We start from the raw sequence: 20,160 nt of genomic DNA on the forward strand, positions 1-20,160 counted from the left end.
GCTTGACAAGAGGCAGAGCCTCTTTTAAATACATTCCCAGCCTGGAGGCTGGGAATGAGATGACACAAGCCTTTGGGCTTTTCTTAGTGCCATTCGTTCCTATCGTCTTTATAGACCACCAATAACACCACCGTCATTACGAGTAATTACTACCGTTGATGAACGTGGGCGACCTGATGGGCCATAACCTTGACTGTTAGGCCAATTGCTCACTAACGTGGGATTCGAGGTAGTCCCACCATCACCTGGGTGCTGGATGTTGACAAACATCGCTTTGCCATCGGGTGTAGTGATCACACCAGTTACCTCACAATCTGTAGGGCTGGTCAGGAAGCGTCTAACTTGTTTGGTGTTGGGGTCAGCACATGACATAGTGTTGCTACCAATGTTTGTCAAGTCACCGCGACCATCGCCTGCATGGTCAGTCTGAACCCAGAGGCGGCCAAAATCGTCAAACCATAGACCATCTGGTGAACTTAAGTCGTCACCTTTAATGTTGCCCTGAAGATTTGGTTCAGGTCTGGTTTTGTCGCCAGCTTCAAAGAAAATATCCCATTTGAAGGTAGTTGCTGTAACACTGCGTCCATCTTCGCGCCAGCGAATAATATGACCGTAACGGTTGTCAGGACGTGGGTTGGAAGCATTTACGGCAGGACGCGCACCGCCTGCTGCTGTTGTGCCATCTGGCTGGTTGGAGGAAACTGGAGTTGTGCCACGACGAGTATTATTAGTCAGTGTGCAATAGACTTCAATCTCTTTATATCCACCAATCCGAGGACGTACAGCTACCCACTCTGGGCGATCCATCATGGTTGCACCGACTCGATCACCAGCTTGTCTTGTTTTAATGAGTACTTCCGCTTGGCTTCTGAAACCATTCTCTGGTGTCAAACCATTCTGACCGTAGACCAAAGGAATCCACTTACCAGTACCGTTGTCATTGAATTTAGCAACGTACAGAACACCGTTGTCGAGCAAATCGCGGTTAGCAGCAGGATTTCCGGGATTTAAAGGTTGGGCACAAACGAACTTGTAGATATACTCGTTGCGCTCGTCGTCACCCTGATAGAAAGCAACACGGTTATTGTCATCAACAACAACCTGAGCGCTCTCATGCTTGAACCGACCAAGGGCAGTACGCTTGACTGGTTTGCTTTGTGGATTGTAGGGATCAATCTCAACTATCCAACCGAATAAATGGGGTTCAAGTGGGTTGGTGCTGGCATCGAAGCGTGGATCAACTTCCGGCCAGCGATAGCTAGATGATGTTGAAACGCCGTAGCGATTCTGTCCTGCCAGGATATCAGACTTTTCGATGCCTGGAATTGCAGCTACATCCCCTGTGGGGTTAGCAAAGTAGCCGTTCCAGTTCTCCTCACAGGTCAAGTAAGTGCCCCAAGGTGTGTAGCCGTTGGCGCAGTTGTTTATTGTACCGTATGCAGTGTAACCGTCGTTGAGTGTGCCAGTGTCAACAGAGCCAGTTGGCTGAATTGAAAACTTTTTCGACTTTAACAATGCATCGCCAGCCGCAGGCCCCGATACTCGCATCTCGGTGTTGGCGGTAATGCGGCGACCATAAGACGAATTACGATTAAAACTCCACTCATTGCCGTTTTTGGAAATTTCTACAACAGACACGCCATGAGCAGCTTGAGACTTCCGTACCTTGGCAATTGTGACTACATCTAAACCATCAGGATGCAAAATTGATTCCTGGGTGTACTCATGGTTGACGCACAGCAGACCAGTATTGATGGGCTGATTTAAAAAGCCTCTTAATGATCTTGCTTGTGAACTTACTGTCCGACCAACAACATTCCCTGGCTGTAAAGGGAAGTAGTGCATCCCATCATTGTGCATACCAAACTGCTTTTCTTGAGCAGCCGCATCTTGGGAGGCATCTGGTAGCCAAGTTGGGCCACCAGGTGCGATCGGATCTCCCCAAGCAATCAGCACTTTAGCTGTGTAACCTTCAGGAACACTGACAAGATCCTTTTCCAGAAATCCTGTAGCTGGGTTAAGTAGATTTGGTGGAATGCTCTTGAAGCCTATGCCAGCAAATCCAGTTCCCTTGGGAATAGGGGCTGCATCAACACTTTGAAGAAAGCCACCGATGGAAACATCACCCAGAACAGTTAGCACTGATGTACCCACAGCCGTCATGATAAACCGCCGCCGACTCAAACTAACGCGGTCAATCACATCACGAATTGACTCGTTACCGGATGGGTTGAGGGTCAAATTGTTTTTAGGGTGAAAGCGTCCTTTCATTCTTTGTTCTCCGTTTTAAGGCTTACGAGATTGCTATTCAGTTCATCTCTCAATAAGATGAGTAATTTGGTAAAGAAAAACTCTACATACTTACATCAATTACCTAGATATTTATTGAGATTTGACACATTTTTAACAGCCAATAAATAGCAGTGAATAACAAATCAAGACTGGCTGATGCTGCTTACGCAGACTAAAATAATCATGTTTTCTTTAACTTAAGTACTAAGTATTAACGTCAGGTTATATATTGATTAATTTAAATTTATCAACAAATTTTTTTGATGAAAAACATATTGTTCACTAAAAAATAACGATTTCGTGATGAATAATCGTCACGCTAAAAAAATAGAGTTATTAAAAAGAGTGCAAGATGTCAGGTTAAACAAATTTGACGCGATAATTTTTGGCAAAGGACGTTTAAAACATCCTCCGACATACCACACCCACTCTTTAACATGGTTTAAATTAGTCCGATGAACGACAAAGTTTTTCCGCCCATTATGGACAGGATATGTACCAAAATCCAGTGACTAATGGCTAATTAACTCTGAATTACTTGGTTTTTACGAATAAATATAATTAATTGATTGGTTAGCACAGTTCAAAATAATTAAGCTGAGATTATATGTTGATTAACTAAAAATTATCAACCCCTTGCTATTTCCTTAACTCAAATTAGGTAAGGAACAGTGTCAGCGCCCCATCTGTCCTATCCTGGAGATGGATAAATAGTGTTGTGGGTGAGACTGTGTTTTTCAGCGTTGTGATACCGACTTATAATCGCCAACCGATTTTAGAAAAGTGCCTCCGCGCCTTGGAGGTGCAGGAGTTGAGTAAGCCAAGTTCGGTTACTGATTACGAGATTGTTTTGGTAGATGATGGTTCTACTGATGGCACATTGGAGTGGTTGGCAGCACACAAAGAAGAGTTTCCTCATGTGCGCTGGTTTCAACAAGATCATGCTGGCCCAGCTGCGGCCCGGAATTTGGGAGTAGAACAGGCACTGGGAGACACAATTATCTTTATTGATAGTGATTTAGTGGTGCTGAAGAATTTCCTGCAAGCTCATGGTAACGCGCTAGTGGAGGGGAAAAAGAAATTAGGGAGCGATCGCTTTTTCACTTACGGTGCAGTTATTAATACTTGCAATTTCAACAATCCAACAGCTGAACCCTACAAAGTCACAGATTTTTCAGCAGCCTTTTTTGCTACGGGAAATGTAGCGATTCCTAAGTATTGGTTAGAGAATGCCGGACTTTTTGATACCACCTTTCAACTTTATGGCTGGGAAGATTTAGAATTAGGTGTGCGGCTGAAAAAATTAGGTTTGACACTAATTAAATGTCCAGAAGCCGTAGGATATCACTGGCATCCAGCATTTAACTTAGAGCAAATTCCCCGATTGATTGACCAAGAAATTCAACGCGGACGTATGGGAGTTTTGTTTTATCAAAAGCATCCCACATGGGAAGTGCGAATGATGATTCAAATGACTTGGCTGCATCGCTTACTTTGGGGCATTTTGTCACTGAATGGTGCGTTAAATGAACGGACAATGGCTCCGTTATTGCAATGGCTAATTAACTTAGGTAAACCGCAATTGGCTTTAGAAATTGCCCGAATTTTTCTTAACTGGTATAACGTGAAAGGTGTCTATGAAGCGTATGCTCAAATGCAGCAAGCATTGTGATTTAAACACCTTTAGAAAGTACCACCGTGTAATGATCGAGGATGTTGGCTAATGTGGGTTAAGCGACATAGGGTAAAAAGCTTCTACTCTAAAGCATTTAGCGCCAGATTAACTTGCAAGCGATAGAGTCAGGTAATTTTCGGTAAACATATTAACAGACAGATCGTTACACTTGACCTGAAAAATGAAAAATCATCGCCACTGTAAACTTCCAGAGAATTGGGATAACCATGAACAATGGAATCAGTATTGGGCTAATCAATCAGATGCGCTCCCCCAGCCTCAAGTTTGGTCACCCTGGCGCAATGAACCTGAATTGAGATTTATAGACTTCGTGAGGAATCAATCACAACGCAAGGTTTGGTTTGCAGGTTGTGGAATCAGTTTTGCACCTATTTTTTATGCCTGTGCAGGTTGTAATGTGCTTGCTAGTGATGTCTCTGTTGCGGCGATCGATTTTTTGCGACAGGTGAATCAGCAGGGGATAACATCTTTAGTTTCCAATGTTGAAGAAATGAATGCTGACCTTAAATTGGAGGAGACGCAAGCAACTAATCTGCGTTTTCTAGTTCATGATTTTCGTGAGTCATTGGATGAATACGACTTTGATGTAATACTCAACATTAAAGCTTATCAAGGTCTTCCTACAACCAGTATGAAGCAAGCTGCAACTACCTTTTATAACGCTCTTAAAACAGGTGGTTATGCTATCTTCGATACTCAAAATGTTCAAGGGGATTACCGCAATCAAATTGAAGATTCATTGCTTGATGTAGGTTTCTATATCCCGTTTCACAAAAGTGAACGTTGGCATAGAGAGCAATTGAACTCAACAGGAATTGTTTATGTAATGGTGCTTGGTGGTCCCATAATTCCTCAATGGGGGCAATATGGTGATGATGATTGGAATACTAGAGCATCTCAAGACCAAGAAATTCTGTATTCACTTCACAGTGAATATCAAAAGAAACGGGAACAAGAGTCAAAAGAGGTTCAGGAAATATTAAAAGGCAAGCAGACTAAAATAGCCCATGTTGTCTACAATACTGGTTGAAGCTCTGATCGGGCAATAGAGATGCACAGCACTGGTTCTCATAACTCTTGCTCTGGCTCGTTTGCGGCAACTACAGGAAGAACCTCTAGGGGACTTCCAAGGAATAAATTAGTTTTAAAAGTTAGGAATGCATAGTCAGTTTCTCTCTTAAACTAACTGAGATATGTTATGTCAAAATCGCCCCACCCATTAAGCGCTCATATCGATACTTCAATTCTTCTTTCATCAAATACCAGCGCTCTAAACTAACATCCATCTCGATTATTTTTTCCGCTGCTTGCCGCGCTAAAAGTAAAACTTCCTCATCATCAACCAAACTTGCTAAAGTAAAATCTGGCACTCCAGATTGACGAGTTCCCAGTACTTGCCCTGGTCCACGAAAACGCATATCCATTTCAGAAATGAAAAAGCCATCCTGAGATTGTTCCAACACCTTCAACCGTTGTTGAGCATCAGGACTTCTAGAACTGCTCATCAACAAACAGTAAGATTGAGCCGCGCCACGACCGACGCGCCCCCGCAGTTGGTGGAGTTGCGATAAGCCAAATCGCTCCGCATTTTCAATCAGCATAACTGTCGCATTAGGTACGTCTACACCAACCTCGACAACGGTAGTAGAAACCAAAATTTGCGTTTGGTTATCACGGAATTTGGTAATAGATTCATCTTTTTCGGCTGAACTCATGCGACCATGCAACAGCCCTACTTGAAAGTCGGGAAAAACGCTTTCTTGTAGCTTTTGATGCTCATCTACAGCCGATCGCAAATCTAATTTTTCTGATTCTTCCACTAATGGCAAAACCACATAAACTTGTCTACCTTGGACAATTTCTCGGCGGATCAGGTCATAAGCATGGTTGCGTTGCTGACCTGACAATACTGTTGTCTGAATCTTTTGCCGTCCCGGTGGTAACTCATCAATTTGGCTTACATCCAAATCCCCATGTATTGTCAGTGCTAAGGTTCTGGGAATTGGGGTAGCTGTCATAGTTAACACATGAGGTTGATTGCCTTTTTGCTGTAAACGTGCCCGTTGTTCTACCCCAAAGCGATGCTGTTCATCTATGACTACTAACCCTAATTGCTGGAAGTTTACAGGGTCTTGAATCAAGGCATGGGTTCCCACTAACAGAGGTAATTCACCAGTTCCTAACTGAGAATGTATTTGTCTTCGTTTAGCAGCTTTAGTCGAACCTGTAAGTAATTCCACTGGTAAATGCAGCAAGTTAAACCAGCCAACTAACTTGCGATAATGTTGTTCTGCCAAAACTTCTGTGGGAGCCATCAGCGCCGCTTGGTAGCCAGATTGAATTGCTGCAAGGATAGCTAGCACAGCAACGACTGTTTTACCGGAACCGACATCACCTTGCACCAAACGATTCATTGGTACAGGTTTTTGCAAATCGTTGAGGATATCGTTGAGAACTCTTTGCTGTGCGCCAGTGAGTTGAAAAGGCAGTATTTCGTGAAATTTCTCTACAAGTTGACCTCGTGGGACAAGGATGGCGCTGGTTTGAATCGCTCTTGCTTGCTGTTGACGTTGGAGTAACCCAAGTTGTAGGTAGAAAAATTCATCAAAAACTAGGCGACGACGGGCAACTTGTAGGGCGGCGCTATCACTAGGAAAATGGATATTAGCGATCGCATCCTTCAATTCCATCAAACCATACTTCTGTCGCAAACCACTTGGTAAAGGGTCTTTCAGGTTAGCCGCAGCAGGTAAAGCAGCAATTACCGCCTGTCTGACTGTATTCGCCACCACGCCTTCAGTTAGTCCATAAATTGGCACTACCCGCCCAATATTCAGCGATTCAATCGTATCTCCTGGACTTGCTAAAACCTCTAATTCTGGATTATCCAGTGTCAAGCCGTATTTACTTTCTTTCACCAATCCACAGGCCGCCAGAATACTACCTACTGCATAACGGCGTTTTAAACTTTCTTGCCAAGCGCGACTGCTAAAGCGTGTACCTGCGTAAAAACGACCAATTTTGATTTGACCGCTGTTATCTTTGACTATCAGTTCTAAAATTGATAATTTCTGATTTTTAGGGCTAGTAAAGCAGTTGCAACGTTTCACTGTAGCGACTATTGTCACCGTCTCACCTGCCTGTAACTCGCGGATATTCACCTGACGCGCGTAATCAATGTGGTCACGAGGATAATAAAAAAGCAAGTCGCGGACGGTATGTAAACCAAGCCGTGCCAAATTATCAGCTTTTTTGAAGCCTATTTCTGGTAAATCACTGAGTTTTTGCTCAATGTTCGGGGCAAGCCTCCGACTCACCTCAGCAACAATTGGAGATTTCGGATTTTGGATTTTTAATTGATTAATTTTCCCCTGCTCCTCTGCTCCCCTGCTCCTTTGCTCCCCCTGCTCTCCCTGTTGTAGTTGAGAGAGATACCTGCGAGTCTCTGCTACTAAATGTTGTCTTTCTTCCAGTGCTAGATGTGGATAACTAGCAAATTGCACCGCTAATCCTTGCCAACGGCGGCGTTCAGTTTGGGGCAAGCCTGTTGGGAACTTACCCAAAGTTAGGCTCAGAAATTCACTGAAGCGGTATTGTTTGCCTACCAAGTCTGTAAAGCCACGTTCGGCTTCTATTGCCAAGGCTTTGTGCAATCGTATCCAATCTGGTTTTTCATTAGTCATTGGTCATTAGTCATTAGTCATTGGTCATTGGTCATTGGTCATTGGTCATTTGACTCTGGACAAAGGACAAAGGACAAATGACTAATCCTCAAACCAACTAGCACGCCATGCAGCTTCTGCTTCAGCGATCGCCATTTCTCTATGTTTCTTTTGATACTCTCGTCCGAGCTTATTTAGCTGAACTAAAATACTGCGGATTTGCCTACGCTCAGAAGAGAGTGTCACATCAGCAAATTCAATTTCCCCTAACCGCAGGTTAATAGCCATAATTTGTGTCAGACCAGAATCTTCTGACTGCTGCTCATTTTCAATTTCAATTACTAAGTTTAATAAGTTGGGTGGCCCTGGCATTACCTCCGCTGATGCTTCTGATGCAGCTGCTGCCGCTGCTGCTAAAATCGGCTCTGGTAATTTTTTGGGTAATACCCCGGCTTTTTGTAATAAAAGATTAGCATCATGGGAAATTTTTTTCAGTATTTCTTGCGTAACCTCTTCTAAGTTCTGTTGCCATTTTGCCAGTTCTATAGGATTCGAGGTATCTGGAGACAAAGGGGACAAGGAGGAATTTAGTTCCTCATCTCCCACATCTCCCATATCTCCCTCATATCCCACTGCTTCTTCACTTTTAATATAAGTGAGCAATTGTTCAGCTGCCAGTTGACCTAAGCTGCGGAAGGCTTGTTGCAATTGTTGACGCTGATTCAATGACAAATGCAAAAAGTTTTCGGGATACCCTTGGGTACAGAGGTGGTAACTCGCGAGAATCAACTGTTTTCGTACAGCTAGTCCCAAGGTGGCTAGATAACTAGCATAAGCGGTTTGTAGTTCTACTGCGATCGCCCGAATCGCTTCTTTCAGTGCTGCAATATCCCGTTCAATTCGCTCGATTGCTCTTGCCATATCTTTTCGTTCTTGCCCATCTGAACCATTACATAGTACAAATGTACAAATTTATTTTAGGATAACTTTCCAGAGAATTTTAGATTTTAAATTAAATGCGATATTTCGCGTCTTTACTAAATAAAATACAGGTCAGCCTATTTGCTTGACCTGTATCTTAAAGAGTCATTAGTCATTAGCCCTTGGTAAAGACTAATGACTAATATTACTTGCTGCCAATTTGTGCAGCGACTTCATCAGCAAAGCTCATTTCTTGCTTTTCAATGCCTTCGCCCAGTATATAGCGGACAAAGCGGGTCACTTGAATTTCTTCGCCTACCTGCGCCTTCACTTGCTTTACCAAGTCTTCCACGGAAATACTCTGGTCGCGAATGTAAGGTTGATCGAGCAAAGCCAATTCTTTCAGGCGTTTTTCAATCCGTCCCTGAACAATCTTTTCTTTGATATTATCTGGCTTGTTCGCCAAATCATCCTTGCCCATTTCAATGTCTTTTTCTTTTTGAGCAATTTCGGTAGGGATTTGGTCTACGCTGACATACTCGACATTTGGGCAAGCCGCAACTTGCATTGCAGCGTTTCGTGCCAAGGCTTGGAACTCTGAATTAGAGGCCACGGACTCCGTTTGGGAACCGAGTTCTACCAACACACCAACTCGACCGCCAGTGTGAATGTAGCTGTCTACTACACCTTGCGTGCCCTCTGCTAAGGGAAAGTTGACAAAGCGACGCACTTGGATATTTTCACCAAGGGTGGCAATGGTTTGCTTGATAAATTCTTCTACAGTCACGCTTTCATTTTCAATATAATGTTGAGCCAACAAAGACTCGACACTATCAGCGGTCGCTGCTTGCTTTGCTAGGTTCTTAACTAAAGCTTTAAAAGCCTCATTACGAGCAACAAAGTCAGTTTGGCAGTTCACTTCTATTAATACACCCACTCGACCTCCGGGCTGAATGTAAGTGTCTATTAGACCTTCTGCCGCAATGCGATCGCTTTTCTTCCCCGCCGAAGCGATGCCCTTTTTCCGTAGCCAGTCTATGGCTTCTTCTACGTTGCCATCAGTCTCTTTCAGCGCCTTTTTGCAGTCCATCATGCCAGCACCAGTTTTTTGGCGTAGCTCTTGGACGAGTTTTGCAGATATTTCCGCCATGTTGCCTCAATTCCTAACTTGACCTCGAGTTGTAATCGCTCACCTAATTTAGTACTGAGTACTGAGTTTTGTTAGCGTAAGCGGGGCGTTTAGCCCGTGCTGAGTTTTGAGTGTTCAGTTATCAATTTTATTCTTCATTGACAAATCAAAACTTCAAAAATCAAGACTCAGCACTATCCAATTTGCTGAGTCTTTCTATCTTACTCAGCACTCAGCACTCTTCACTCAGGACTATTCCTCTGTTTCCTCGTCGGGAATTACCGCGTCAGTATATTCGGTTTCTTCGTAGTCATCGTCATACTCACTACCGTCGTAATCTTCGTAATCCTCTTCAGCATCCAGCTGACCGTGACGACCTTCATAAATGGCATCTGCCAATTTTCCGACTATCAGCTTAATTGACCTGATAGCATCGTCGTTTGCTGGGATGGGGATATCGACTACATCGGGGTCACAGTTTGTATCCAACATGGACACGATAGGAATATTCAGCTTTTGGCATTCTTGAACTGCGTTATATTCCCGCCGTTGGTCTACAATCACCACGATATCGGGTACTTTCCGCATTGTTTTAATGCCGCCCAAGTATTTCTGAAGCTTCGTCATTTCCCGACGTAGCATTGATGCTTCTTTTTTGGGTAATAAATCTAGTGCCCCAGTTTCTTCACGGCGTTCTAAATCTTTCAGACGATCTACCCGTGTTTTGATGGTTGCCCAGTTGGTCAACATTCCACCCAACCAGCGTTGGTTAATGTAGTGGGAACCACAACGGCTGGCTTCTTGGGCAATAATTCCAGCTGCTTGGCGTTTAGTGCCAACGAAAAGAAACTTCTTCCCTTGTTCTGCGTGCGATCGCATGTAGTTGTAAGCATTATCCATCAACTGGGCAGTTTGCACCAAGTCGATAATATGCACACCATTGCGGGAAGTATAAATGTAGGGAGACATTTTTGGGTTCCAACGCCGGGTCTGATGCCCAAAGTGAACCCCTGACTCCATCATTTGAGCCAATGAAACTACTGGCATATATTTTCTAACTCCGATTCGGGTTAAACCTCCATCCAAGTGCATTTCCCAACTGGGAAACACCCGAATTCTCAGATGTGCGAGATTAGTTAACCATACTAGGTTAGCACATTCGGAAGAGTTGTAGTTGCTTGACCGAGTGAGGGCGAAAAAATAGCGCTACCCACTCAACAATTGGGAAGCGCCATGTTGTATTAAACCCAAAATACCTATCTACTCGCGATCTTCTTGATCTTTGGGTTTGGGTTTTTGCCGCCGTTGTTCTACCTGCTCGTCGATAGTTTCTCTCATTTTCCGATCAGCAGCGTCCATCGCAGAATACTTAAAGCGGTTGACTATACCACTGAACAAGTTGCCAAAGAATCTTTCAATTTCTTGCATAATTTGATACCTCAATATTTAAAGGTAAATTCTTGACTCTACATTGGTCTTGGACTTTCTAGTGGAAGTAGGAAATAAAACGCTAACCTGTCCTTGAAGTATCTGTTAGTCTCTTAGCGTCTCTGGGTCCTTAAAAGGCTGGCGGTTTATTTATCCTTTGATTCAGTTTTGCTTACAAATGACTGTATAAAACAGTCTGATCAATTAAATCAGTATTGTTGAGACTTACTAGGTTGAAACGCGCTGGAGATTTATCTATTGTATTCTCTCTAAGGTAATAAATATAGCAAAGATGCAGGTAACAAATTGTTTACTTGGCATTGGGTTGAGATATAACCAAAAACCTGGAATATGATCTGGAAAGGCTTGATTTGCTGTTGTGAAAAATTCAGATATAGCAAGTTTTCAAACCCAGACAGGATAAAGTTTTTCAGACCGTCTTGCAGAAAACTACACATAAGGTTTTATGTATGGTCTAAAATACTACTCATTTCTTGCTGGTAACGCTTGGGAGTTGTGCGTAGCATTCGTTGAAACACAGATGTCATGTGACTTTGGTTGCCAAATCCCGCTTCTGCGGCTACCTGTGCTAGCGATCGCTTTTGGTTTTGTAAGAGTTTTTGGGCAAGTTCCAGCCGACACCGGAGGACATATTGATAAGGCGATAGTCCAGTTGTGACTTTAAATGCTCGTGCGAAATGGTAGGGACTGAATCCTACCGTAGCAGCAATCTGGTTCAGGTTAAGTTCCTCGGATAGATGCGCTCTGATGTATTCCAAGGCAGACTTTAACAAATTTGGGTCTAAAAACTCTGGTGGACGTTTGAGCCGTCCAGATAGATTTGAACGTCGGTGAATAATCTGTGCTAACACCGCCGTTGCAACTGATTCTAAGTAAAATGCACCACCAATTTGTCCATTATAAAAAAACTCTTGCATAGCGATCGCAGCACTCAAGCCCCAATGAGTCTTCGGAATTTGCCCTGGCTGTAATTCAATTTTCTGTCCCTCTGCTTCCACTTTGACTATCCGCTCTAGAAAAGATTGAGAATATCCAAACACCACAAAACAAGAAGCATCTTCCACCGAACTATAAGTACTGCCTTGAGGCACAATATCAAAACCTCCTGGTAGGGCTTGGTAAGGTTGCAGTCGATCAGCATTGAAGGCAGCAATCCCACGAGTTTCCCCAAAACTTGTTACCACCAGGTTAAGTGGTGAGCGAATATTGACTTCTAAATGTCCTGGCGGAATGATTGCTACCATCAACTCTGGTGTTTCTAGCCAGTGTCCCCACTGCGGTAGAGCTTCTAGTGGGGGCTGATCAAGAGGAATTTTACATTCTGAGGGATTGAATAAAAACTCTTTTAGCAGATTCATGGGCAGAGGCAATCAAGTATTAACAGCAATTTAAATACTTCAACCCGATTGTCTCAAAAAGTAGATTTCGATATTCCGCAAGAATTGAAAAGACAGTAACAATTGCAGGCAAGTATTTTCAAAGTTAGGATTTTGATTCGAGTGATACTTGGCTAGTCTATATCGTCGGTGGTCTGGCTTGTCTTTACTACAGCGTGCAGCAATTTTTATAGTCCAGCGACGGTTCTAACTCAAAAATTATAATGCTTAAAGCAATTGATACTGACCTTTGGGTTGCTGAACAACCCCTAAAATATTTTGGCTTGGAAGTAGGGACGAGGATGACTGTGATTCGTCTAACCAGTGGCAAATTAATGGTGATCTCACCTATTGGCATAGATGACGCAACTATCAATGAGCTAAATCAATTGGGAGAAGTTATTTACATTGTCGCCCCCAACTTGTATCATCATTTATTTGTTGCTGACTTCAAGCTGTGCTATCCTCGTGCCAAACTATGGGCAGTATCTGGTCTAGAGCGCAAACGACCAGATTTGCAAATCGACCAGATTATTAGCGATCGCACTATTCACCTGATTGATGGGGTCGAATATTTATTAGTACAAGGCTTTAACACACTGGATACTAGTGGACTTTCACCACTCAATGAATGCGTCTTTTTTCATGTCAAAAGCCGGACTTTGATTGTCACTGATACAGTTTTCCATTTTGATGATCAATGTTCGCCAAGCACAAGGTTAGTAGCCAAACTTCTAGGTGGTTACAACCAACTTCGTCCATCGTTATTGGAGAAATTTGCAACTCAGGATAAAGTCAAAGTTAAATGGTCAATTCAACAGCTTCTCACTTGGGATTTTGAACGAGTAATCATGGCGCATGGCAGCATAATTGAACAAAATGGTAAATCTCAGTTTAAAGCTGGTTATGAGTGGTTTTTAGAAACTCCTTTGTAGTGATACTTTACTCACATAAAATATATAATTCTGTTTTTGAACTTTACACCAAAATAAAATTAGTCTTTTCAAAAAAGCCGCACTCGTTACTGAATAGTATCGGGGTCTACATTGAGCGATCGCAACCTCGCCTTTAACTGTTCTATTTGCAATTCTGCCTGTTCTGCTCGTTGGCGTTCCTGTTCTACCAGTTCTTCTGCTTGCTGTCTTGCTAAAACTTCCTGTCGTAAAGCCTGTGCCAGTTCACCAGGAATCAGTAATTTTTCCCCTGTATCCTCTCGATAAAACCCAATTAGTTTTCCCTCAACCACCAAACGCAGTTGTAATGGTTCACTGCGTCCATCCTCTATAGGTTCGTAGATTTCTCCCCGCAAGCGATAGCCACGTAACTGTTGTTCCACCCACTCGCTTTTAGGGTCAAATAGCCAGTATTCCTTGACACCTAGCTGCTCATAGAGGGTCTTTTTGAAGATTTCGTCTTGTCCCTTAGTCCCAAAAGATGTCATCTCAAAAATAACTGTGGGTACTTGACCCTCTTCCCAGATTTTATAGTTGTCTCGACCGCCGGGTGCGACATCAAAAATCACCATCACATCTGGCGCTACCCGCAACTTGGGAAAGCCTTGTGCATAGTAAAGAAATTGATTTGCCAAGACTGTTGCCTGACGATTTGCCAAATACTGTTTCAGGACTTCTAAGGTAGTTAGTAAAGCATAAAGGTGGTCGTAGGTTTCTGCCACTGGTTGACCATCAGCACTGGGATAGAAAATTTCTGATTCGACACTAACAGGTAAAGTAGCCATCATGGTTGTAAAATCAGCGCTACAAAATTATTGTAAAACAACTCTAGTTCTTCCTAACTTGGGATGTACAAGCTTTTTAAAATATAACTAGATAACTCACAAAATCCTTCGCCTTCAGCAGCGCTAGTAATATAAGCAGGGTGATATTTCAACTGATTTATATATTCCAGCACGTTTGCCACGCCTACAGAAAGAGGAAAATAACGCTGATCAAATAAACTTTCATCATTGGGACTATCACCCACAGTGACAATTTGTTCTGATGAGTACTGGGGCAAATATTCGCGCAATACTTGCAACAATCCCACAGCTTTATCTTGTCCTTGGGGTTTAATGTGACACTGCACGTTGCTATAGGTAAATCCCCAACCCATTTGTTGACAAAGACTATCTAGGGTTTGTATTTCATCTTGAAGCAAACCAGCTACATCAAAAGTCCAGTCGGTGGTGCGAAAGCGATTATCAGCAGATTCTTTGATTTGGGGAAATTTAGTTTGTAAATTCTCAAAAGTTGTAGCTAACTGCTGGCGATGTTTAGCTAAATCGGGAATGGGTGTTAAAACTACTGGTTTATGGTTCCCCGGTGGAAAGTACAAACCGCCATTTTCTGCGATCGCACCTGCTACTGGCATCAAACTACTCAATCCACTCACCCATCCAGCAGAACGTCCTGTGACAATCAGCACCTTAATGTCAGCTGCCGCTAAATCCTCTAAAGCTTGTAACAGTGCGGGAGTAAATTTTCCTCGTCTGGTTAGAGTGCCATCCATATCTGTGGCTATCAGACGAATATGAAGAAAGCTTGTAGATGAAACTTCAGACAGGGCAGGGACGCTCTGGTGTCTGGACATAGGCAGTTTGTAAAAAGCTGTTAAAAATATTAATGATACAGCAAGATGACCTTGAAGATTTGGGCATCCTAAACATCAGGAGTCAAGTTTTTCAGTTTTCCAACCATGCCCACTTCGATGTTTCTTGCCCAAACCCCAGGAAAGCCTAAAAAAGCATCCCAGGAAGTGCCAGCAAGTAATCCTCAAATGCCACCATTATTGTTGGTAACTTCTGGAGGACTGGCTTTAGCGGTGATTGCTTTGATTGTGTATAGTAAGCTCCAGAAGGATAAGCTGGAGAAAAAACTTAAGTTTGAACAATTCCGCGCCAAAGAACTAGAGAAAAAGTTTAAGCTGGCGCTGGAAACGATTCGCAAAATGGAAACTAATCCCGATTTGGTCAACTCACGGGACTTTAACCTGGATTATCTGCGAATGCGGATGTCAGAGGAGGTGTTTCATTTTGCAATCCTTAATCAAATAAAGATTCAGATCAAAGAAAAAATTTCTCAAGCTCTACGTCCAAATCAAGCCCAACAAGGATCGGTTGGAATTGCTAATAGCGCTGGACGGCAAGTAGATGAAACTTTTGATGTAGAGTATGAAACTGGTAGTCCAGGGAACTCTGCCAAGCGAGTGCTGTTTCGGATTCAAATCCGGTTAATGAAGTTACCGACACAAGCAACTTCTGCGACTATTAGTCAAATTATTGATTGTATAGAAACTTACCTAAGCCCCATAGAAGATGAAGATAGTTGGCAACCCATAATTCAAGGTCGGATTGCTACTATGCATTGGGATCAAAAAGCCAAACCTACGCCTCTATTGGTGCTGGAGCAATCGAATGAAGGCGTGAATGTAACTTTCCGTACTAGTCGCCAACCAAATACCCCAACTCCGCCAAAGTCACCTGGAATGAAAAAATCAGGTTCGGCTAGATTATAAATTATGCCTGTCATTGGTCATTTGTCGTTTGTCATTGGTCATTCACAAAGGACAAATGACTAAAATCATTACTGAATAACTGTATTTGGGGAATTACGGGTTAAAAGACCATCTTCCATTTCTACGATGCGATCGGCTATGTCTAAAATGCGGTTGTCGTGTGTCACTAATAAGATAGTAGTTCCCTGATTTTTAGCTAGACTCTGCATTATTTCCACAACATCGCGTCCTGATTGTTTATCTAATGCGGCTGTTGGTTCGTCTGCTAGCACTAGTGGGGGACGATTTACTAGAGCGCGAGCGATCGCAATTCTTTGTTTTTGTCCACCAGAAAGATTGTCTGGGTAGTAATCAACTCGTTCTTCTAGACCAACGGAACCCAGCATGGCTTTTGATTTAGCTACTGCTTCTGTTTGAGAAATATTATCATTCAGCTCTACTGCCATTTGCACATTTTGCTTTGCAGTCAAGAACCCTAGCAAATTGTGAGCTTGGAAAATATAACCAATGTTGCGTCGCATCTGCACCAGTTTGTTTTGACTGACGCCAACGAGTTCTTCACCTAAAAATTTTAAACTTCCCTCTTGTACAGACCGCAAACCACCAATTAAGCTCAGTAATGTGGTTTTACCTGAACCTGATGGGCCAGTCATAATGACAATTTCACCTGGATAAATGTCTAGGTTAATGTCAAACAATATCTGTTTTCTCAGTGCGCCTTTGCCATAGTAGTGGTTGAGATTTTTAATGGCGATTACAGGTTCTTTTTCCATCATATTTTTGTTAGTTCTAAGTTAGATTTTTCAAGACTTAACTGTAGTGAATTTCAGGAGTTAAATTTGTTTTATTGCCCTTATAATCTATGGCGATAAAAAATATTTATTATCCATTAATTTGAAATTAATTAAAAGATATCTGCTGGATCGGCAGAACGTAATTTTCGGACTGCGATCGCACCGGAAATGATACACATCAGTATAGTCAAAATCAACACCATTACCGCTCGATCAAAACTCATAAAAACTGGTAAAAGTGTTGCGTTTCTGGCACTGTCATACATAAATAAAGTAAATATTATTCCAGGAAAATATCCTAAAACTGCTAATAACAAAGCTTCCTGAAGAATGACTGTTAATAAATAGTTTTGTGTATAGCCTATTGCCTTGAGAGTAGCGTATTCAGCTAAGTGATCTGCAACTTCTGTATAAAGGATTTGATAAACAATCACAGTCCCCACAATGAAACCCATGATAGTTCCTAGTGTGAAAATAAATCCAATAGCTGTACTATTTGCCCAATAATTCCGCTCAAAATCAATAAATTCTTGCTTAGTTAAAACATTTACCTCGTTAGGTAAATACTTTCGTAATTCTTGGGCGACAACTGTAGCATTCGCTCCCGGTTTTAATCTAATTAGCCCAATATCAATTAATCCTTGTTGACGATTGTTGAATATTCGCAGAAAATTGATATCACTTGTAATTAAATTACCATCTGCGCCAAAGGATGCACCTAATGTAAATAATCCTTCTACTTTAATTCGCCGCCTTCGTACTTCTGATGTTACAGTCTTTCCTTGATCATAATTAGCAGCAATTGGGCCATACTCCACCCTAGAAGAACGGTCAAATAAAACTACATCGGGTAGTTTAAGTTTATCTAAATTCTCCTGAACTCCAGGTAAGTTAACTAGATTATTTTCTGGGTTCATCCCAAAGATTAGGATACTCCGAGGACGGCCTGTTACAGGATTTTTCCAGATTGTAAAGTCCAAATATATCGGATGTACTGATTGGACTGCGGGTAACTCTAAAGCTTTATATAAGCGTCGTTGAGAAAAGCTTCTCATCGCCAGGACAGCGCTAGATTGACTGTTAATTAAAACAATATCGCCTTGCAAGCTGTTATGAAATCGAACGTTACTATAATACAGAGCATCCCGGAAGCCGAGTTGCATAAACATTAAAATATCAGCAAAAGAAATTCCTGCTAAAGCCACTGCTAGGCGAGTTTTTTCCCTTGTCAGTTGTAGCCACGACAGAGGTATTTTTTGATTCATTTTATAGGCATCCAAGCACAGTTAAATAATTCGTAATGGGCTACGCCTCGCTTCTCTACGAGACGCTGCGCGAACGCTAACGTAATTCGTAATTGACTGTTGCTATTGATTTAAACCCCCGATATTAGTTAAAGGTTGAGATTTTTCACTCAATTCTGGCAAGGCTAGTATCGAAGTTATAGAATGCTTAAACTTAATTAAACAGTCTACTGAAGAATATTTATCATCCAAAGTATCAAATCAGAAATTGATATTACTGCTCATCCATAACTTAATTAGTTATTAATTTCGACAACTACTTTGGCGTAAGTCAAACCAGAAACTTTCTCGCTATCTTCTGGAGGTAGAGCAATTTTAACTTCTACGACTCTGGCATCCACATCTGCTGCTGGATCTGTATTCAGCACATCTTTTTTACCAATTTTTCTACCAATTTCAGTGACAGTTCCTTTTAATTCGCCGCTAAATGCTCCATTGTCGCTGCTGATAGTGGCGTTTTGACCAATACGCACTTTACCAATACTGTCTTCGGCGACTTCAGCAATCACAAACATTTGGCTGGTTTGTCCAATTTCAGCAATGCCATTGGCACCAATCGCTTCGCCTGACTTGCTGTAAACCTTTAGAATCTCTCCGGCTATTGGTGCTTGAACGTAGCTCAATCTCAGCTCTGCTTCGGCTCTTCTAACATTTGCGAGGGCATTACTAACTTGGGCTTGCGCTACTTGCACATCGGTAGGACTAACGTCCACAATTCTGCTCAGTTTGGCCTTTTCTTCATCGATTTGTCTTTGCAAAGTTGCTACAGTTTTATCGCGGTTAACTTTGGCTTCGATTAGCTGCTGTTGCAAAACTGCTAAATTTTGTATTTGGTTAGCTCTAGCCTCAGCAAGTTGCTGTCGCAGGGTTGCCAATGTCTGCTTTAAGGTAGCCTGGCTTTCGACAACCTGCTGATTAAAAGTTACTGCACTCAAGCGTCTTCTGTCCCGCTCTTGCTGAGAAATAGCACCTTCTCTGTATAAAAAATCATAGCGTCCAGCATCAACTTGAGCATTGCGCTGTTCGGCTTGGATACGTGTAATGGTCGCTCTTAGAGCATCTCTTTGCCCACTAAGTTCAGCTTCTAGACGATTCACGGTTGCTTGTTGGACAAGTTTATCACCACTTAACTGGGCTGCAATCCGGGCGATCGCAGCTTGTTGAGCATTCCTTTCGCCAATTAACTGCGCTTGTAGGCGAGCAATAACTGCTCTTTGGGCTTGAATATCTCTTGGAGATCCAGCCCTAACTTGCGCTAAATTCGCACGGGCTTCTTGCACTTTGGCTTTTGCCTCTTCTAGTCCGGCTATTTGGGTATCACGGTTATCCAAAATTGCCAAAATTTGACCTTGCTTTACCTGTTCACCCTCTCTCACCAAAAGTTGCTGAATTCGTGACGATGGTGCTAATCCTGATGATGGGGCGGACAATTTAACAACTTCACCTCGCGGTTCCAAACGCCCTACAGCACTAATGCTATTGGTAGATGGCATTACAGGGGCAGATGTAGTTAGTTTTCTCAGCTGCTCGATTTTAGCTGTACCTAGTATCCCAGCGGCGATTACTATGGGCACAGCTACAGCGATGCCCCACCAAATTTTAGGTTGTTCTTGGTTAAGTGCCTGCTCACTTGGCTTTGGCTTTTCAGTCACCCTTGACATAGTATGTTGCCCATTTACCTGAATTGTGCTGATGGAAGTAAAAATAAAAGGGTTTTTAATCAACAGCCAGCCGCTTAGGACAAACAACAGTGGTTTAAAGCTGGGTATGGCTTAAAAATCCATTGCGTGATGAACGCTCAACACTATGGCTTTGTAAAATGGTGTTTTCTATAGCGATGTCTACGACGGGCTACGCCTACGCTAGTTTGTATGCAATACATTGACCTCACTTCCATTCCTCTCTCCTTTTAGGCTACGGTGTACACACAAGTCGAAAAAAGCTTGATTTTCCATTCTTCTCTCGTTTATCTCGTTTACCTCGTTTTTATCTCGTTCCCATGTTCTACATGGGAATGCTCCTCG

General features: G+C 42.5%; 16 protein-coding genes. 4 read left to right on the forward strand and 12 right to left on the reverse strand.

All coding sequences use genetic code 11. The features are described 5' to 3' along the window. Window positions 1-108 precede the first annotated feature (108 nt). Window positions 109-2,271 carry a PhoX family protein gene (locus ABF638_RS03085; protein ID WP_435020163.1) on the reverse strand — a complete coding sequence of 721 codons (2,163 nt, stop codon included), beginning with the start codon at window positions 2,269-2,271 and terminating at the stop codon, window positions 109-111. Between the two features lie 751 nt (window positions 2,272-3,022). Here ABF638_RS03085 and ABF638_RS03090 point away from each other — a divergent pair. Then, entirely contained in the window at window positions 3,023-3,964 is a 942-nt protein-coding gene (locus tag ABF638_RS03090; RefSeq protein ID WP_435020165.1) for a glycosyltransferase family 2 protein, read from the forward strand. Window positions 3,965-4,148: 184 nt separating this feature from the next. Continuing rightward, the gene (locus ABF638_RS03095) at window positions 4,149-5,018 is read left to right on the forward strand and encodes a class I SAM-dependent methyltransferase (protein ID WP_435020167.1); all 870 of its coding nucleotides are present in this window, start codon (window positions 4,149-4,151) and stop codon (window positions 5,016-5,018) included. Between the two features lie 166 nt (window positions 5,019-5,184). Here the strand turns inward: ABF638_RS03095 and recG are convergent, their stop codons facing one another. The 6 genes from recG to ABF638_RS03125 form a co-directional block, all read right to left on the reverse strand. After that, window positions 5,185-7,671 (reverse strand): ATP-dependent DNA helicase RecG, encoded by a 2,487-nt coding sequence (recG, locus tag ABF638_RS03100; RefSeq protein WP_435020169.1) that lies wholly within the window; start codon window positions 7,669-7,671, stop codon window positions 5,185-5,187. Window positions 7,672-7,752: 81 nt separating this feature from the next. After that, the gene (locus ABF638_RS03105; RefSeq protein WP_435020171.1) at window positions 7,753-8,571 is read right to left on the reverse strand and encodes a hypothetical protein; all 819 of its coding nucleotides are present in this window, start codon (window positions 8,569-8,571) and stop codon (window positions 7,753-7,755) included. Window positions 8,572-8,776: 205 nt separating this feature from the next. Continuing rightward, on the reverse strand, window positions 8,777-9,721 hold the full coding sequence (gene tsf / locus ABF638_RS03110; RefSeq protein ID WP_435020173.1) for a translation elongation factor Ts: 945 nt from the start codon (window positions 9,719-9,721) through the stop codon (window positions 8,777-8,779). A gap of 231 nt (window positions 9,722-9,952) precedes the next feature. Continuing rightward, window positions 9,953-10,747 carry a 30S ribosomal protein S2 gene (gene rpsB, locus ABF638_RS03115; protein ID WP_190941341.1) on the reverse strand — a complete coding sequence of 265 codons (795 nt, stop codon included), beginning with the start codon at window positions 10,745-10,747 and terminating at the stop codon, window positions 9,953-9,955. Window positions 10,748-10,960: 213 nt separating this feature from the next. Further along, on the reverse strand, window positions 10,961-11,128 hold the full coding sequence (locus ABF638_RS03120; RefSeq protein ID WP_435020175.1) for a hypothetical protein: 168 nt from the start codon (window positions 11,126-11,128) through the stop codon (window positions 10,961-10,963). A 464-nt stretch (window positions 11,129-11,592) separates the two neighbouring features. Next, window positions 11,593-12,507, reverse strand: coding sequence for a helix-turn-helix domain-containing protein (locus tag ABF638_RS03125; RefSeq protein ID WP_435020177.1), 915 nt, complete (start codon window positions 12,505-12,507; stop codon window positions 11,593-11,595). A 242-nt stretch (window positions 12,508-12,749) separates the two neighbouring features. On the opposite strand from ABF638_RS03125, the gene ABF638_RS03130 reads away from it, so the two are divergent. After that, window positions 12,750-13,460: a DUF4336 domain-containing protein gene (locus tag ABF638_RS03130; RefSeq protein ID WP_435020179.1), complete on the forward strand. Its 711-nt coding sequence runs from the start codon at window positions 12,750-12,752 to the stop codon at window positions 13,458-13,460. 86 nt (window positions 13,461-13,546) lie between these two features. Here ABF638_RS03130 and ABF638_RS03135 read toward each other — a convergent pair whose 3' ends face one another. Further along, a complete protein-coding gene (locus ABF638_RS03135) occupies window positions 13,547-14,266 on the reverse strand; it encodes a Uma2 family endonuclease (RefSeq protein ID WP_435020181.1) in 720 nt (239 codons plus the stop codon). 50 nt (window positions 14,267-14,316) lie between these two features. After that, window positions 14,317-15,114 carry an HAD family hydrolase gene (locus tag ABF638_RS03140; RefSeq protein ID WP_435020184.1) on the reverse strand — a complete coding sequence of 266 codons (798 nt, stop codon included), beginning with the start codon at window positions 15,112-15,114 and terminating at the stop codon, window positions 14,317-14,319. Between the two features lie 105 nt (window positions 15,115-15,219). On the opposite strand from ABF638_RS03140, the gene ABF638_RS03145 reads away from it, so the two are divergent. Beyond that, window positions 15,220-16,038: a hypothetical protein gene (locus ABF638_RS03145; protein WP_435020186.1), complete on the forward strand. Its 819-nt coding sequence runs from the start codon at window positions 15,220-15,222 to the stop codon at window positions 16,036-16,038. Window positions 16,039-16,106: 68 nt separating this feature from the next. On the opposite strand, the gene ABF638_RS03150 is transcribed toward ABF638_RS03145, so the two are convergent. The 3 genes from ABF638_RS03150 to ABF638_RS03160 form a co-directional block, all read right to left on the reverse strand. Continuing rightward, window positions 16,107-16,811: a DevA family ABC transporter ATP-binding protein gene (locus tag ABF638_RS03150; protein WP_435020309.1), complete on the reverse strand. Its 705-nt coding sequence runs from the start codon at window positions 16,809-16,811 to the stop codon at window positions 16,107-16,109. Window positions 16,812-16,942: 131 nt separating this feature from the next. Continuing rightward, a complete protein-coding gene (gene devC / locus ABF638_RS03155) occupies window positions 16,943-18,097 on the reverse strand; it encodes an ABC transporter permease DevC (RefSeq protein ID WP_435020188.1) in 1,155 nt (384 codons plus the stop codon). A gap of 275 nt (window positions 18,098-18,372) precedes the next feature. Next, window positions 18,373-19,797: an HlyD family efflux transporter periplasmic adaptor subunit gene (locus tag ABF638_RS03160; protein ID WP_435020190.1), complete on the reverse strand. Its 1,425-nt coding sequence runs from the start codon at window positions 19,795-19,797 to the stop codon at window positions 18,373-18,375. Window positions 19,798-20,160: the final 363 nt, after the last annotated feature.

Source organism: Nostoc sp. CALU 1950 (genome assembly GCF_051172895.1).
Lineage (GTDB): Bacteria > Cyanobacteriota > Cyanobacteriia > Cyanobacteriales > Nostocaceae > Nostoc > Nostoc edaphicum_A.